This window comes from Rhodococcus gannanensis, from assembly GCF_042681175.1.
Lineage (GTDB): Bacteria > Actinomycetota > Actinomycetes > Mycobacteriales > Mycobacteriaceae > Rhodococcus_G > Rhodococcus_G gannanensis.
Map to the genome: position 1 here is coordinate 34,503 of NZ_JBHUFB010000001.1, position 15,912 is coordinate 50,414.

Here is a 15,912-nt window from a genome sequence, read left to right on the forward strand (position 1 = left end):
TGTGGAGTTGCTCCTGCTGACCTCCGATCCGAATCCGGAATCGGTCCTACCCTCCCTTGCGCTGCTCGCGCACACAGTTCGACCGGCGCCCACGGAGGTGTCGTCGCTGCTCGATGCGGGTTCTGCGGACATCGCGCTGGTCGACGCCCGGACCGATCTGGCGGCGGCGCGCGGCCTGTGCAGGCTGCTGGGCAGCACCGGATCGGCGATTCCGGTGGTCGCGGTCCTGACCGAGGGCGGGCTCGTCGCCGTGAACTCCGACTGGGGTCTCGACGACATCCTGCTGCCGGGGACGGGGCCTGCGGAGCTCGACGCGCGGCTGCGTCTGCTGGTGGGACGCAACGGCGGGGTCGCCGCACCGGAGTCCACGGGCAAGATCACGCTCGGTGAGCTGGTGATCGACGAGGGCACGTACACCGCGCGGCTCCGCGGACGCCCCCTCGACCTCACGTACAAGGAGTTCGAGCTCCTCAAGTACCTCGCCCAGCACGCGGGCCGGGTGTTCACCCGCGCCCAGCTGCTGCAGGAGGTGTGGGGATACGACTTCTTCGGCGGCACCCGGACGGTCGACGTCCACGTGCGACGGCTGCGCGCCAAACTGGGGCCCGAGTACGAAGCGCTGATCGGCACTGTCCGCAACGTCGGCTACAAGGCGGTGCGACCGAGTCGCAAGTCCGGTGCCGGTGCCGGCCGCTCCGACGGCGACGACGACTTCGGCGCGGGTGACGACTTCGGCGCCGACGGCGACAACCCCGACGACAGCTCGCTGACGACGTCCAACGGCTCGGCCCTGTAGATGGCGGCTGTTGCAACGACCTGGTCCACCCGTCTGACTGCGGACGAGGAGCGGCAGGCGCGGGCACTGCTGTCCCGGGCCGCCACCGTCGACGGCACCGAAGCGGTGTCCGAGCAGGCGGTGCACCGGCTGGGAGGCGAGTCCGCCACCGTCCACCTGCTGGCGACGTCGGACGGCGTCGTCGTCGGCTACGCCGGTGTGGAACCCGCCCACGACGGTCATCCCGCCATGGTCGAGGCGGCGGTCGACCCGGATCACCGGGGACGCGGCATCGGCCGGGAACTGGTGTCGCAGGCGCTCGAACGCGGCGGCGACGGCGCCCGGGTGTGGGCGCACGGCGACCTGCCTCCCGCGCAGGCGGTCGCGGCTCGGCTCGGCCTCGCTCCGGCGCGGGAACTGCTGCAACTGCGGCGCCGACTCGACGAGCCGCCGTTGCCGGAGGTGCCCACGTCCGAGGGCGTCGTCCTCCGCACCTATGCCGGGCCGTCCGACGACGCCGATCTCCTGCGGGTCAACGCTGCCGCCTTCGACTGGCATCCCGAGCAGGGATCCTGGACGCAGCGCGAGATCGACGAGCGGGTGGCGGAGTCCTGGTTCGACCCTGCGGGACTGTTCGTCGCCGTCGACTCCCGGTCCGGCGAGATGCTCGGATTCCACTGGACGAAGGTGCATCCGGAGTCGAACGGTGAGCCCGCGATCGGTGAGGTGTACGTCGTCGCGGTCGATCCGAGTGCGCAGGGGCGTGGTCTCGGGCGGCTGCTGACGGTCGCCGGGTTGCGCTACCTGAGCGACCGCGGGCTGGATGCGGTACTTCTCTATACGGAGGCCGACAACGTCGCCGCCCTCCACACCTACCACCGGCTCGCGTTCGAGCGGTTCCACGTCGACGTCGCCTACGCCGCCGGTGCACACACATACACAGGGGAGGAGGGGTAGAGATGTTCTATTGGCTGTTGAAGTTCGTGCTGGTCGGGCCGTTCATCCGCCTGTACAACCGTCCGAAGGTCGAAGGGGTGGAGAACATCCCGACCTCGGGGCCGGTGATCCTGGCCGGTAACCACCTCTCGATCGCGGACTGGCTGTTCACGCCGCTCTCGTCGCCGCGGCGGATCACCTACCTCGCGAAGAGCGAGTACTTCACCACCCCGGGTTTCCGCGGGTTCCTGCAGAAGGCGTTCTACGCCGGTTCGGGCCAGGTGCCGATCGACCGTAGCGGTGCGGACGCCGCGAGCGCCGCGCTGACGACCGCGACCCGCCTGCTCGACGAGGGCAAGCTGGTCGGACTGTTCCCCGAGGGAACCCGGTCCCCCGACGGCCGCCTCTACAAGGGCAAGACGGGTGCGGCGCGGCTCGCGCTCAGCACCGGTATCCCCGTCATCCCTGTCGCGGTGATCGGTACCGACCGCGTCAGCCCACCCGGGCCGTTCCGTTGGCGGCGCAGCCGCGTGCAGGTCAAGTTCGGCAAGCCGCTCGACTTCTCCCGCTTCGAGGGCATGGCGGGCAACCGCTGGGTCGAGCGCACCGTCACCGACGAGATCATGTACGAGCTCATGCGGATGTCGGGCCAGGAGTACGTCGACGTCTACGCGGCGTCACTGAAGAACAAGCCCAAGGACGGGGATGTCGTCCGGGACTACCGCGTACCTGAATCCAAGGCCGGCTGACCTCATTCTGTGATGTCCGACACCGCTGCGGCCGACCTTTCCCAGGATAGTTGAAGCCGCATCGATCTGTTCACCTCTCGTTCATCCGCTCGGGACCGCCTGTCCACCACCTGCCTTTACGTTTCACGGGCAGGGCGGCGGAGTGCTGCCCGAACCTGATGAGTCTCCCGGAGGAAACAGCGTGAACTTCAAGCGCAATGCTGCCGTGTTCGGCGCGGTCGCGGTCGGTGCCATGACTTTGGCGGCCTGTGGAAGCGACAACAACTCGGCCTCGTCGGGAACCTCCGTCAACAGCGCGGCCTCGACCGCGACCTGCGAGGGCAAGGACTCGCTGTCGGCAGCGGGCTCGTCCGCGCAGAAGAACGCGATGGACAACTTCGTCGCCACCTACATCTCGGTGTGCAAGGACAAGGGCACCGACGTCAAGATCGCCTACAACCCGACCGGCTCCGGTGACGGCCGCACGCAGTTCATCGCCAAGCAGGTCGACTTCGCCGGCTCCGACTCCGCCATCAAGGGCGACCAGGCGGTTGCCGCCAAGGAGCGCTGCGCAGGCAACGACGCGTGGAACCTTCCGCTCGTGTTCGGTCCCGTCGCGATCGCCTACAACCTCGATGGCGTCGACACCCTCACCCTCAATGGTGAGGTCATCGCCAAGATCTTCTCCGGCGGAATCACCAAGTGGAACGATCCGGCCATCGCGGCGCTCAACGACGGTGTCGCGCTGCCCGACGAGGCCATCACGCCGATCGTGCGCTCCGACTCCTCGGGCACCACCGACAACTTCCAGCAGTACCTGACGGTCGCGTCGAACGGCGCATGGACCAAGGGTGCAGGCTCCGACTTCGTCGGTGGCGTCGGTGAGGGCGCGAAGGGCTCCGCGGGTGTCTCGCAGGCCGTCGCCGGCGCGCCGGGATCGATCACCTACGTCGAGAAGTCGTTCGCGGACCAGAACAACCTGTCCGTCGCGCAGATCGATTCCGGCGCCGGCGCGGTCGAGCTGACCGACGAGAGCGCCGCGAAGGCCATCGAGGGCGCGACCTTCAAGTCCGAGGCCGTCGGCGACATGACGCTGAACCTCGACTCGATCTTCGGCACCAAGGAAGCCGGCGCGTACCCGATCGTGCTCGCGACCTACGAGATCGTGTGCTCCAAGGGCTACGACGCCGACACGTCGGCCGCGGTGAAGTCGTTCCTGACCAGCGCCGCCAACGAGGGCCAGGACGGACTGGCAGAGCAGGGCTACGTCGGCCTGCCGGGCACGGTCCAGGACAAGCTGAACGCGTCGATCGCCGCTATCGGCTGACTCGGCCGAACGCTCTATATTCGGAATCAACAGAATGCGAGCGCAGATGAGCGACGCGCCCACTCAGTCGGCGCCTCCCACGCCCGGTCCCGGTGACTCCGGGGCCGGGGCGGGGGGCACGCACCGAGCAGCGGAGGCACCGATGCCCACACCGTCTTCCCACGGAAAGGCGGTGGTCCGTCCCGGCGACCGGATCTTCACCACACTGACAACGGGTTCGGCGATCTTCATCTCGGTGCTGATCGCCGCGATCGGTGCCTTCCTGGTGTGGCGCGCCGTTCCCGCGCTGTCCCGCAACGAGGTCAACTTCCTCACCAGCCGTGAGTGGGTCACCACGGACATCAACGCGATGGCGTTCGGTGTGCTGGACCTGCTGCAGGTGACGGTGCTGGTCTCGCTGTTCGCGCTGGCGCTCGCGATGCCGGTGTCGCTCGGCATCGCACTGTTCCTCACGCAGTACGCGCCGTCACGGCTGGGGCGTCCGCTCGCATACGTGATCGACCTGCTGGCCGCGGTCCCCTCGATCGTCTACGGACTGTGGGGTCTGCTGATCTTCGCGCCGGCGATCAAGCCGTTCGCGACGTGGCTGAACGAGAATCTCGGCTGGTTCTTCCTGTTCTCGGACGGATCCGGGTCCATCCAGGGTGGCGGCACGATCTTCACCGCGGGCATCGTGCTCGCGGTGATGATCCTGCCGATCATCACCGCCGTCACCCGCGAGGTGTTCGCGCAGACGCCGGTCGCGCACATCGAGGCGGCGCTCGCGCTCGGCGCGACGAAGTGGGAGGTCGTCAAGACCACGGTCCTGCCGTTCGGCAAGTCCGGTTACATCAGTGGATCGATGCTCGGCCTCGGCCGCGCGCTGGGTGAGACGATGGCCCTGTACATGATCCTGCGCACGACCGCGAAGAGCGCGACCTGGTCGCTCTTCGACGGCGGTTCGACCATCGCGTCGAAGATCGCGCTCGGCTACGCCGAGTTCAACAACGACATCCAGGCGGGCGCCTACATCGCCGCCGGCCTGGTCCTGTTCGTGCTGACCTTCGTGGTCAACGCTGCGGCCCGCGCCGCAGTCGCAGGGAAGAAGAGCTGACATGACTACCTCGACAATGGACCGGCCTGTCAAGGCACCCACCTTCCAGGGTGTCAGCGCCCGCCGTCGCGGCACCGACCTCGTCGTGAAGGTTCTGGTCACGGCGTCGGTGCTGCTGGCCCTGGTCCCGCTGATCTGGGTGCTGTTCACGGTGATCCAGAAGGGCTTCGCGGCGATCACGAGCCCGACCTGGTTCACCAACTCGCTCAACGGGTTGTCCGCCTCGGCCTCTGGCGGCGGCATCTACCACGCGCTGATCGGCACCATCCTGCAGGGCGTCGTCTGTGCGGTGATCTCGATTCCGCTCGGCCTGGCCGTCGCGGTGTACCTGACCGAGTACGCGGGCGAGTCGCGCCTCGGCCGGATCACCACGTTCATGGTCGACATCCTGTCCGGTGTTCCGTCGATCGTGGCGGCGCTGTTCATCTACGCGCTGTGGATCGCGACCTTCGGTTTCCCGAAGTCTGCATTCGCGGTGTCGCTGGCGCTGGTGTTGCTGATGGTCCCGGTCGTCATCCGCAGCACCGAGGAGATGCTGCGGATCGTCCCGCAGGACCTGCGGGAGGCGTCCTTCGCGCTCGGTGTGCCGAAGTGGAAGACGATCATGCGCATCGTCGTCCCGACCGCGCTGCCCGGCATCATCACCGGCGTCATGCTGGCTCTCGCCCGAGTGCTCGGCGAGACCGCGCCGCTGCTGATCCTGGTCGGCTACGCACCGTTCATCAACTTCGACCTGTTCAACGGCGAGATGGGCTCACTGCCCGGCGTCATGGTCGCCGAGATGAACAACCCGACCCCCGCCGGCTCGGAGCGCATCTGGGGTGCCGCGCTGACCCTGATCCTGCTGATCGCGGTGCTCAACATCGTCGCGAAGCTGATCGGTCACTTCTCGAGGGTCAGCAAGTGATCCCGTCAATCCTCCGAGTCACCGTCGACAGCCGACTCACCACCACGCAAGGGAGCCACCATGGCGAAGCGTCTTGATCTCAAGGACGTCAACATCTACTACGGCAAGTTCCACGCCGTCGCCGACGTCGGCCTGGCCGTGCCTCCGCGCAATGTGACCGCGTTCATCGGACCGTCCGGTTGCGGCAAGTCCACCGTGCTGCGGTCCATCAACCGCATGCACGAGGTCACCCCGGGTGCCCGGGTGGAGGGCGCGATCCTCCTCGACGGTGAGGACATCTACGGTTCCCAGGTGGACCCTGTCGGCGTGCGCCGCACCATCGGCATGGTGTTCCAGCGTCCGAACCCGTTCCCGACCATGTCCATTCGCGACAACGTCGTCGCCGGTCTGAAGCTGCAGGGCGGGCGCAACAAGAAGGAGCTCGACGAGGTCGCCGAGCAGTCCCTGCGTGGCGCGAACCTGTGGAACGAGGTCAAGGACCGCCTCGACAAGCCGGGCGGTGGACTGTCGGGCGGTCAGCAGCAGCGTCTGTGCATCGCCCGCGCGATCGCGGTGTCCCCGGACGTGCTGCTGATGGACGAGCCGTGCTCGGCCCTCGACCCGATCTCCACCCTCGCGATCGAGGATCTGATCACGGAGCTGAAGAAGGACTTCACCATCGTGATCGTCACCCACAACATGCAGCAGGCGGCCCGCGTCAGCGACCAGACCGCCTTCTTCAACCTCGAGGCCACCGGCAAGCCCGGCCGGCTCATCGAGATCGACGACACCGAGAAGATCTTCTCCAACCCGTCGCAGAAGGCGACCGAGGACTACATCTCGGGCCGCTTCGGATAGTCGCGTACGACAACCAGGGCGCCGCCGGTCACCTCGCGTGACCGGCGGCGTTCTCGGATTTCGCGACGAGATCCGGGCGGTCTCCCGTCCAACGGGAGGGTGGCGCCCCGCCGGCGTCGCGGCGACCTAGCGTGACGGCATGACCGGCCAGAACATTCACATCGTCGACCGGGTGGAACTCGAACCGGGCCGGGCCCGGGAGTTCGTGGCCGCCTATCTCGCGGACTACGCCCCGCGCGCCGTCGAGATCGGCATGACCCTCGACGGTGTGCTGCTGAGCCCGCCGCTGTGGCTCGACGACGACACCAACACCGTCACGGCGACGTGGACGGTCCGCGGTCACGCCGAGTGGTGGCGCACCGCCATCGCCCGCCGGTTCGACGCCGCGTTCACCGGATTCTGGGACGACGTGGCGCCGCTGATCTCCAGCCGGTCGCGTTCGATGGCCGCGAACGTCGACGACCTGGACGGACTGTGCCGTGTGTGACGTGACGCGCCTGGTGCACCTGAAGAACGCCGCGGACCGGGAGTCCGTCGTCACTCGAATCGCGGGTTCGCTGCCCGACAACGTCCGCGAACGCGCGCTGATCGCACCGACGTCGCCCGGTGTCCGCAACGGCGGTGACGTGCTGGTCCGGCTTCGCTTCGAGTCGTCGGACGAATGGGAGGCGGTGCGGTCCCAGGTGGACGCCGCCCTGCGCGGCCCGGACGTCCGTCATGTCGACGGCGCCGAGTACGTCGGGGGAGTGGGCAACGACTCGTGGCGGGGCCGTCGCGTCGAGGCACCGGCTCCCACGGTGTACCGCGCGCTGCTCCTGCGCGTCGAGGACGCCGCGTCGCCTGCGCTCGTCGAGCGCTTCGAACGGGAGCTGCTGCAGATGCCGCAACACGTCCGGTCCATGACTTCATGGCAGCTCAGCAGAGTGCAGACCGCGACCGGTGCCAGTCGGTGGACCCACGTCTGGGAGCAGACTTTCACCGACCTCGACGGTCTGCTCGGCGAGTACATGGCCCATCCGGTGCACTGGGGTCTCGTGGACCGGTGGTTCGACCCCGAATGTCCGGATCAGATCGTGAAAGACCGTGTCTGTCACAGCTTCTGTGCGTTGACGGACTGACGGGAGCCTAACGCCACGCCCGCGATGTTCGGCCGGTTCGTCGGTTGCTGTGGGGGTGAACGCTTTTCGAGGCACGGGCTGAGCGTCGGCAGCGCGTGGCATAGCCTGCGGTGGCCGCCGGCCGCTCGGGCCGTCGGGACTGAAGGGGTGAGTGTGGGCGTCTACGCGGTGACCGGATCGGCCTCGGGCATGGGCCGGGAGGTGGTGGAGAAGCTGAAGGCGGCCGGGCACACCGTCGTCGGGGTGGACGTGCAGGAGGGCGACGTCGTCGCCGACCTCTCCACCCCGAGTGGCCGGCGCCGCGCGATCGAGGGTGTGCTCGCAGCGTCCGGCGGCCGTCTCGACGGGGCGGTGCTCGCCGCCGGGATCGGTCCCACCCCCGGCAAGGATCGACCGCGCCTGATCTCCGAGGTGAACTACCTCGGAGTCGTCGAGCTCGTCGAGGCATGGCGCGACGCGTTGGCCGCCGCAGGCGACGCGAAGGTGGTGGTGTTCGGTAGCAACTCGACGACCACGACCCCGCTCGTCCCGAGGCGGACGATCAACGCCCTGCTCCACGGGGACGCCGACAAGGCGGCGCGATCGCTCCGCATGTTCGGGAAGGCCGCGCCGTCGCTCGCGTACGCCGGCTCGAAGATCGCCGTCAGTCGGTGGGTGCGGCGCACCGCGGTCCGGCGGGAGTGGGCCGGCGCCGGTATCCGCCTCAACGTACTGGCCCCCGGGGCGATCATGACGCCGCTGCTGGAGAAGCAGCTGGCGACGCCGACGGAGGCGAAGGCCATTCGAGCCTTCCCCGTTCCCGTGGGCGGCTTCGGCGACGCCGGTCAGCTCGCCGACTGGGTGCTGTTCATGCTCTCGGACGCCGCGGCCTTCCTCTGTGGAAGCGTGGTGTTCGTCGACGGCGGGTCCGACGCCTACTTCCGTCCCGACGAGTGGCCCCGATCGGTGCCCCTCCGGCGGCTCGCGCGATACGGGTGGCGGTTCCTCCGGTTCGGCTCGCGGCGCTGAGGGCTCGGCCTTCTAGGGTGTCGGTATGACTGAGAAGCGCTGGGGCCTCACCGTGCCCCTGGCCGGCCCCCTGCCCCAGCAGCGCGAGCTGATCGCCGCACTGCCCGACCTCGGCTACACCGACGTGTGGTCGTCGGAGGTGAACGGGACCGACGCCTTCACGCCACTGGCACTCGCGAGCGTGTGGGCGCCGCAGTTGCGGCTCGGCACCGCGATCGTCCCCGTCTACACCCGTGGCCCGGCGACCCTGGCGATGTCGGCCGCGACCATGGCGGAGGCGGCGCCGGGGAGGTTCGTGCTCGGCATCGGAACCTCGTCGAACGTCATCGTCGAGAAGTGGAACGGCGTGCCCTTCGACGAGCCGTACAAGCGGGCCCGCGACACGCTGCGGTTTCTGAACGCGGCGCTGCGCGGCGAGAAGGTCACCCACGAGTACGACACCTTCACCATCGAGGGATTCGCGCCCGCGACGGTCGCGGACCCGCCGCCGCCCGTGCTGCTGGCCGCACTGCGGCCGTCGATGCTGCGTCTCGCCGGCCGCGAGGGTGACGGCGCCATCGTCAACTGGCTGTCGGCGGACGACGTGCGGACCGTGGTGCCGCACGTGCACGCCGGCGGCGAGGGCAAGGAGATCGCCGCCCGCATCTTCGTGCTCCCCGGCCTCGACGCCGACACCTCCCGGGCCATCGGCCGCCGCATGATCGCCGCGTACATGACCGTGCCCGTCTACCGCGCGTTCCACGAATGGCTCGGGCGCACGGACGAATTCGCCGGCATGTGGAAATCCTGGGAGGAAGGCGACCGCAAGGGCGCGCTCGACGCCATTCCGGACAGGGTGGTCGACGAGCTGATCGTGCACGGGCCTCCCGAGCAGTGCCGGGAGCACATCGAGCGGTACGTCGACGCAGGCGTCACCACACCGGTCATCGCGCTCACCGCACCGGGCGACCCGGCGGAGATGGTTCGGGCGCTCGCGCCCAGGTAGGAGAGCGGGGGTGGACGCCGGGGTCAGGTTCGCGCCAACCGGACCTCGGCGATCACCCCGTGGTGGTCGGACCCCGCGAGGGTGATGCGGAGCAGGCTCGTCACGGCCGAACCCTTCGTGACCACGCGGTCGATTCCCGTGACGGCCGGGTACCAGCGGTGCGCGGGCATCGTGCGCACGAGTCCGGCCCCGACCTGGTCCGCGGCGTCCTCGTAGCCGTCCGTGAGCAGATCCCGGTACTGGCGCTGAGTCCAACTCGCGTTGAAGTCCCCGGCGACGACGACGTTGTCGCGGTCCGCGAGGGCCGACATCTCCGTGGCGATGCCGCGCAGTTCGCCGGCCCACATCGGTGCGGGGAAGAGGTACGCCGGCGCGGGATGGACCGCGAGCAGTGCGACCGGCTCGGCGAGACCGACGTCGACGTCGGCGGCGAGATTGGCCGACAGGTATCCGTCGAGGACCCGGGTGCCCGACAGCGGGTGGCGGCTGTAGATCGCGGCACCGAGTCCGCCCGGCCCGAGCGGGACGGCGAAGCTGTGGGGGAGCAGATCGTCGAGGCCGGCCTCGCGCAGTCCGTCGATCGCCTCGTCCGTCACCTCCTGCACGGTGAGCACGTCGACCCCGTTGTCGCGGACGGTGGCGGTCAGCGCCGCCGGGTCCGCCTGACCGATCCTGACGTTCGCCTGCATCACCCGCAGCGTCGGGCCGTCGGCGGACTCGTCGGTCGGGCCCGTGATGTACAGCGGCGCGAGCAGCCACGCGCCGAGGGCGCACACGACGAGGCACGCGGCCTGCGCTGTCCACCGCCCCGCGACAGCCGCGACCGCCGCACCGACGAGGGCGACCACGATCCAGACCGGCGCCCAGCCCGCGAGCAGGACGACGAAGCGGTTCTCCACCCGCACCTGGGTGGAGACCAACGCTGCCGCGCCGACGACGGCGCAGGCCGCGGCGAATACGCCTGCCGACTGCCGATAGACCTCGCTGTACCTCACGGGTCGATCATCGCGGACACAGGAACGGGCGGTGCCGGGCGCCGCCTCGCAGCGTGGCCCGGACACCGCCCGCCGGTGGTCGGAGTCAGTTGATCTCGCCGGTGTCCTCGGGCTCCGACGGCATCTTGCCGGTGACGAGGAAGATCACGCGGCGACCGACCTCGACGGCGTGATCGGCGAACCGCTCGTAGTAGCGGCCGAGAAGCGTGACGTCGACGGCGGCCGCGACGCCGTGCTTCCATTCGCGGTCCATCAGGACGGTGAACAGGTGCTTGTGCAGGTCGTCCATCGCCTCGTCCTCCTCGCGGAGTTTCGCGGCGCGCTCGGGGTCGCGGGTCTCGAGGACCTCCTTCGCCGCGGCGCCCAGCGCGACGGCGAGGCGTCCCATCTCCGCGAAGTAGCCGTTGACCTCCTCGGGCAGCACGTGGTTCGGATGTCGACGACGGGCGGCCTTCGCGACGTGGAGGGCGAGCGCGCCCATCCGGTCGATGTCGGCGACGATCTGGATGCCGCTGACGATCGACCGGAGATCGCCGGCCACCGGCGCCTGCAGGGCCAGGAGGGCGAAGGCACGTTCCTCGCAGGCAACGCTGAGGTCGGTGATCTGGTCGTGCTCGCCGATGACCTCCTCGGCGAGGGCCAGGTCGGCCTGCAGCAGCGACTGCGTCGCCTTCTCCATCGCCGTTCCCGCGAGACCCGCCATCACGCCGAGCATGTCGGCGAGTTCGGTCATCTGTTCGTTGTAAGCCACGCGCATGAACGAACAGTCTAATTCTCGTCGTGCGGAACGTCACCGACACCGGGTGAACATGGGATGAATCGCGGATGCACGACATCCGCTCCGACCAGGAACTTCGGCGCCCGAGGCCCTAACCGCAGCTGGTGTCGCCCGCGTTGGTGTAGGCGAGGTCGGCGGGGAGCTCCTCGATCGTCTTCCCCGAGATCACCGTCGACCGCGGTGCGATGGTCGGGTGCAGTTCCGTCCCCGCGGACGGGGGTGTGGCTACGATGCCCTCGAAGTCGGTGCCGAGCACCACGTCGACGATGCCGTCGAGGTCGTCGCTCTCGAGCAGCTGCGCGCCCGGGATGGCCGCCGCGACGGTGGCAGCCTCGGCTTCCTGACCAGGGCCGAAGCGGACGAGGGTCGCTGCGCTGGTGCCGCTGTAGTTGCCGACGCCGTAGATGGAGAAGCCGGACGCGCCGAGCGATTCCGCGGCCTGCGCAGCCACTCCGGTCACGCCGGACGCGTTGGACACCTGGACCGTGACCATCGACGGATCGACGGCCAGCACGTCGGCGGGAGGCGGCGGTGCCGCCGTGGACGCGGCCTGCGCCGCCTCGGTGGCGACGGGATCGGGGGTACGCACCTCGCCGGGAAGCGGCTCGTCGTCGATGATCGCCCCGAAGATGGCGTCGATGTCGTCGAGACGCGGGATCTCGTTGCCGTACTCGTTCGTGCCCGCGGTCGGGACGGTCAGGAACGTCACCGCGCCCGCGTCCACCTTCTGCAGCGACCGGCCGAGCGTCACCAGCGACTTCGTGTCGACGTTCTGTACGAACGTCTCCTTGGTGAAGGCGGAGATGAATCCGTTGAGCTTGCCCGGATCGAAGAGGACCTTGTTGGACAGGGCACCCCGAAGGAGCGACGACAGGAAGACCTGCTGCCGCTTGATCCGGCCGTAGTCGCCGTTGCCCTCGGCGTCCACCTTCCGGGCCCGCACGTAGTTCAGTGCGGTGACACCGTCGATGGTCTGGCGGCCGGGGTTGGCGATCACCGTGCCGAGTTCGCCGTCGACCAGGGGTGTCGTTGTGCACACCTCGACGCCGCCGATCTCGTTGACCATGGCCTCGAAACCGGAGAAGTCCATGCCGATGAAGTGACCGATCTTCAGTCCCGACATCTTCTGGATGACCTTCACGAGGCACTTCGGCCCGCCCAGCGCGTACGCCGAGTTCAGCTTGTCGCTGTAGCCGCCGGGATAGACCTCGTCGGTGTACTGCGCGGTGTTGTTGTCCCAGGCCTGGCAGCTGGGAAGGGCGACGTCGAGGTCGCGGGGGAAGGACACCGCGACGACGCGCGAACGGTCGGCGGGGATGTTCACCAGAATGACCGTGTCCGAGCGGGCGCCCTCGGCGTCCGCCTCGGTGCCTGCACCGACCGCGCCGTTCGCACCCGCCCGCGTGTCGGTGCCGACGATCAGGTACGTCTCGTCGCCGTACTGGCCGCCCGGGTCGACGACGTCGGTGCTGTCCAGGTCGAGCGCGGCGACCTGGCTGAAGCCGTTGTCGGTGGCACGCATGTACCCCCATACGACGCCGGTCATGGCCAGCACCACCACGGCGACGAACGCGGTCGCGGTCCGGCCCATCAGGCGGAGGCGCCTGCGCTTGCGTGCCTTGCTCTCCACCAGGCGGGTGCTCGGGGCGGTACCCACCTGAGCGGGGCCGTCCGGGGTGACCGCGGCGGGCTTCGCGCGGTACATCCAGCCGGTCGCGGTACGAGGCGGGTCCTGGACCGGCGGCGTCAGGTCCGTGGCCTCCGGGTCCTCCTCGCGGCCGACGCGCTGCATCAGTTCGGCGACGGACAGCCGGTCGCTCGGCTCACCGCGACCACCGCGGGGCGTCGGCTCGCGTTCCGGCGGAGTCGGGTCCGCGGGCGGGCCCGACGGTTCGGGGCGCGGGCGGTAGCCGGGGCGACTTACGTGTGAGAGGGGCCTTTCCCAGGGGGCGCGACCATCGGGTGCGGAACCCGGATCGTGATCGTCGCCCAACTGCTGTCCCTTGCTCTCTCGTGTGCCGTCGTCAGTGTCCTGCTCCGGTTGCGTGTGCCTCGGACGAGGCGGTCGCCGGGTGGAGCGGACACAGGTGCTCGGTCCCGCCCGGCGGCGGTGCACACATGATACTGATCGAATCTGCAACGGCCATTCGAGCCGAAGAACCGCAGATCAGCCGCCCGAATGCATCAGATCGGCGCCCACGGGGACGACGCAGTCGTCGGGGTCGTCGAGCCAGCCGTCGGGGAGGGCGACCGTGCCGGGCGAACCCTGCCTGCCGCGCGGGCCCTCGGCGTCCTTCGGGAACGGCACGTCCGCCGGCAGCTGCGCGAGGAGACCGTCCAGCTCGTCGAGCGTCGACACCATCGCCATCGCGACCCGCATGTCCGAGCCGGCCGGGAAACCACGCAGGTACCAGGCGACGTGCTTGCGGAGCTCGCGCATGCCCTTGTCCTCGCCGTGGTGGGCTGCCAGCAGCTCGGCGTGCCTGCGGATGATCGCCGCGACCTCGCCGAGGGTCGGCGGGGTGGGCATCGCGGTGCCGTTCAGGGCCGCGCTCAACTCGGCGAACAGCCACGGCCGTCCCAGGCACCCGCGACCGACGACGACGCCGTCGCACCCGGTCTCCGCCATCATCCGGACGGCGTCCTCGGCGGCGAAGATGTCGCCGTTGCCGAGCACGGGTACGTCGGTGACGTGCTCCTTGAGCCGGGCGATCTCGCTCCAGTCCGCGGTCCCGGAGTAGCGCTGGGCGGCGGTGCGGGCGTGCAGCGCGACGGCAGCGGCCCCCTCGGCGGCGGCGATCCGCCCGGCGTCGAGATGGGTGTGGTGCTCGTCGTCGATGCCGATGCGCATCTTCACAGTCACGGGGATGTCGGTGCCCTCTGTCGCCTTGACCGCGGCCGCCACGATCCGGCCGAACAGGGTGCGCTTGTACGGCAGCGCCGATCCACCACCCTTGCGGGTGACCTTCGGGACCGGGCAGCCGAAGTTCATGTCGATGTGGTCGGCCATGTTCTCGTCGACGATCATCTTCGCCGCCGCGTATGTCGTGTCCGGGTCGACCGTGTACAGCTGCAGCGACCGGGGCGTCTCGGTGGGGCCGAAGGTCGTCATGTGCAGCGTCGCGGGCTGACGCTCCACGAGCGCGCGGGCGGTCACCATCTCGCAGACGTAGAGGCCCGAGGTGCTGCCGGATCGTTCGAGTTCGAGCTCACGGCACAGCGTGCGGAACGCCACGTTCGTGATGCCCGCCATCGGGGCGAGGACGACGGGACTGCGCAGCTCGAGCGAGCCGATACGCAGGCTGTGATCAGTGGTCGACATTGATGAACCTTCGAATGAAACGTGCCCGGCACCGAGGTTCGGTGCCGGGCACAGAATAGCCGTTTTCGGGGTGTGTCCGTTCTCACGTGGGCCGCTGACCAGCGGTCACGGGAGCAAGGTCACACGGTGGCTCGGGTCAGGACGCCTCGCGCTCCCGCTTTGCCGCCTCGCGGGCAAGTGCGCGGTCACGCTGCTCCTCGAACTTGGTCGCCTGTACGCCCAGGTCGTCGAGGAAGGTCGACAGCGACTCGCGCTGCGCCTCGCCGGCGCCGGTGAAGTCGGTGCGCTCGAAGATCTTCCACTTGCGCAGCACCGGCATGACGACCTCTTCGAGGTGCTGACGCAGGTCGTAGATGCCGTGCTTGGCCATCAGGACGCCGTTGCGCCGGAAGTTCGGCATGCCGGCGCCGGGCATCTGGAACTGCTGGAGGACCTCGTTGATCGCCGTGATCGCCTGGTCGGGCGACACGTCGAGCGCCGCCTCGCAGATGTTGCGGTAGAAGATCATGTGCAGGTTCTCGTCGGCCGCGATGCGCGAGAGCATCCGGTCGGCGATGTCGTCGTTGCATGCCTTGCCGGTGTTGCGGTGCGAGACACGCGTCGCCAGCTCCTGGAAGGTGACGTACGCGACCGAGTGCAGCAGACCCTCGGTGTCGCCGGGGGAGGCGTATCCGTTGGTCATGTGGATCATCCGGGCCTCTTCGAGCGCGACCGGGTCCACACCGCGGGTGACGGTGAGGTAGTCGCGCATGACGATGCCGTGCCGGTTCTCCTCCGCGGTCCAGCGGCCGACCCAGGTGCCCCAGGCGCCGTCGCGGGAGAAGTTCTCGGCGATCTCACGGTGGTAGGAGGGGAGGTTGTCCTCGGTGAGGAGGTTGGTGATCATCGCGGCCTTCGCGACCGGGTCGAGCCGGGACTGCTCCTCGGACCAGTCCTCGCCTCCCATCGCGGCGAAGTTGCGGCCCTCGTCCCACGGGACGTAGTCGTGCGGATGCCAATCCTTGGCCATGGACAGGTGGCGGTTGAGATTGGCTTCGGCCACCGGCTCCAGTTCCTTGAGCAACTCGAGTTGGGTGAGCTCTCTCGCCATTGCTGTGCCTCCA

General features: G+C 69.0%; 16 protein-coding genes. 11 read left to right on the top strand and 5 right to left on the bottom strand.

What is annotated here, in order from left to right:
* Nucleotide 1 precedes the first annotated feature (1 nt).
* From ACFSJG_RS00165 to ACFSJG_RS00215, 11 genes are all read left to right on the top strand, one after another.
* A complete protein-coding gene (locus ACFSJG_RS00165; RefSeq protein WP_378483179.1) occupies nt 2-796 on the top strand; it encodes a winged helix-turn-helix transcriptional regulator in 795 nt (264 codons plus the stop codon).
* Nucleotides 797-1,732: a mycothiol synthase gene (gene mshD, locus ACFSJG_RS00170; protein ID WP_378483180.1), complete on the top strand. Its 936-nt coding sequence runs from the start codon at nt 797-799 to the stop codon at nt 1,730-1,732. It abuts the gene before it with no gap.
* Between the two features lie 2 nt (nt 1,733-1,734).
* On the top strand, nt 1,735-2,460 hold the full coding sequence (locus ACFSJG_RS00175; RefSeq protein WP_378483181.1) for a lysophospholipid acyltransferase family protein: 726 nt from the start codon (nt 1,735-1,737) through the stop codon (nt 2,458-2,460).
* A gap of 181 nt (nt 2,461-2,641) precedes the next feature.
* Nucleotides 2,642-3,766: a phosphate ABC transporter substrate-binding protein PstS gene (pstS, locus tag ACFSJG_RS00180; RefSeq protein WP_378483182.1), complete on the top strand. Its 1,125-nt coding sequence runs from the start codon at nt 2,642-2,644 to the stop codon at nt 3,764-3,766.
* 46 nt (nt 3,767-3,812) lie between these two features.
* On the top strand, nt 3,813-4,859 hold the full coding sequence (gene pstC, locus ACFSJG_RS00185) for a phosphate ABC transporter permease subunit PstC (protein WP_378483183.1): 1,047 nt from the start codon (nt 3,813-3,815) through the stop codon (nt 4,857-4,859).
* Between the two features lies 1 nt (nt 4,860).
* Nucleotides 4,861-5,766 (top strand): phosphate ABC transporter permease PstA, encoded by a 906-nt coding sequence (pstA, locus tag ACFSJG_RS00190; RefSeq protein ID WP_378483184.1) that lies wholly within the window; start codon nt 4,861-4,863, stop codon nt 5,764-5,766.
* Nucleotides 5,767-5,826: 60 nt separating this feature from the next.
* The gene (pstB, locus tag ACFSJG_RS00195; protein WP_378483185.1) at nt 5,827-6,603 is read left to right on the top strand and encodes a phosphate ABC transporter ATP-binding protein PstB; all 777 of its coding nucleotides are present in this window, start codon (nt 5,827-5,829) and stop codon (nt 6,601-6,603) included.
* 139 nt (nt 6,604-6,742) lie between these two features.
* Complete coding sequence (locus ACFSJG_RS00200) at nt 6,743-7,090, top strand: hypothetical protein (RefSeq protein ID WP_378483186.1); 348 nt, start codon at nt 6,743-6,745, stop codon at nt 7,088-7,090.
* Entirely contained in the window at nt 7,083-7,721 is a 639-nt protein-coding gene (locus ACFSJG_RS00205; protein ID WP_378483187.1) for a Dabb family protein, read from the top strand. The genes ACFSJG_RS00200 and ACFSJG_RS00205 overlap by 8 nt, the downstream gene beginning before the upstream one ends.
* Nucleotides 7,722-7,874: 153 nt before the next feature.
* The gene (locus ACFSJG_RS00210) at nt 7,875-8,729 is read left to right on the top strand and encodes an SDR family oxidoreductase (protein ID WP_378483362.1); all 855 of its coding nucleotides are present in this window, start codon (nt 7,875-7,877) and stop codon (nt 8,727-8,729) included.
* Nucleotides 8,730-8,754: 25 nt separating this feature from the next.
* Nucleotides 8,755-9,714 (top strand): LLM class F420-dependent oxidoreductase, encoded by a 960-nt coding sequence (locus ACFSJG_RS00215; RefSeq protein ID WP_378483188.1) that lies wholly within the window; start codon nt 8,755-8,757, stop codon nt 9,712-9,714.
* A 23-nt stretch (nt 9,715-9,737) separates the two neighbouring features.
* Here the strand turns inward: ACFSJG_RS00215 and ACFSJG_RS00220 are convergent, their stop codons facing one another.
* The 5 genes from ACFSJG_RS00220 to ACFSJG_RS00240 form a co-directional block, all read right to left on the bottom strand.
* Nucleotides 9,738-10,709, bottom strand: coding sequence for an endonuclease/exonuclease/phosphatase family protein (locus ACFSJG_RS00220; RefSeq protein ID WP_378483189.1), 972 nt, complete (start codon nt 10,707-10,709; stop codon nt 9,738-9,740).
* Nucleotides 10,710-10,794: 85 nt separating this feature from the next.
* On the bottom strand, nt 10,795-11,466 hold the full coding sequence (gene phoU, locus ACFSJG_RS00225) for a phosphate signaling complex protein PhoU (protein ID WP_378483190.1): 672 nt from the start codon (nt 11,464-11,466) through the stop codon (nt 10,795-10,797).
* Between the two features lie 112 nt (nt 11,467-11,578).
* Entirely contained in the window at nt 11,579-13,480 is a 1,902-nt protein-coding gene (locus ACFSJG_RS00230; RefSeq protein ID WP_378483191.1) for an LCP family protein, read from the bottom strand.
* 174 nt (nt 13,481-13,654) lie between these two features.
* Nucleotides 13,655-14,809 (bottom strand): tRNA dihydrouridine synthase DusB, encoded by a 1,155-nt coding sequence (gene dusB, locus ACFSJG_RS00235; RefSeq protein WP_378483192.1) that lies wholly within the window; start codon nt 14,807-14,809, stop codon nt 13,655-13,657.
* A 136-nt stretch (nt 14,810-14,945) separates the two neighbouring features.
* Nucleotides 14,946-15,899, bottom strand: coding sequence for an acyl-ACP desaturase (locus ACFSJG_RS00240; protein WP_378483193.1), 954 nt, complete (start codon nt 15,897-15,899; stop codon nt 14,946-14,948).
* Nucleotides 15,900-15,912 lie beyond the last annotated feature (13 nt).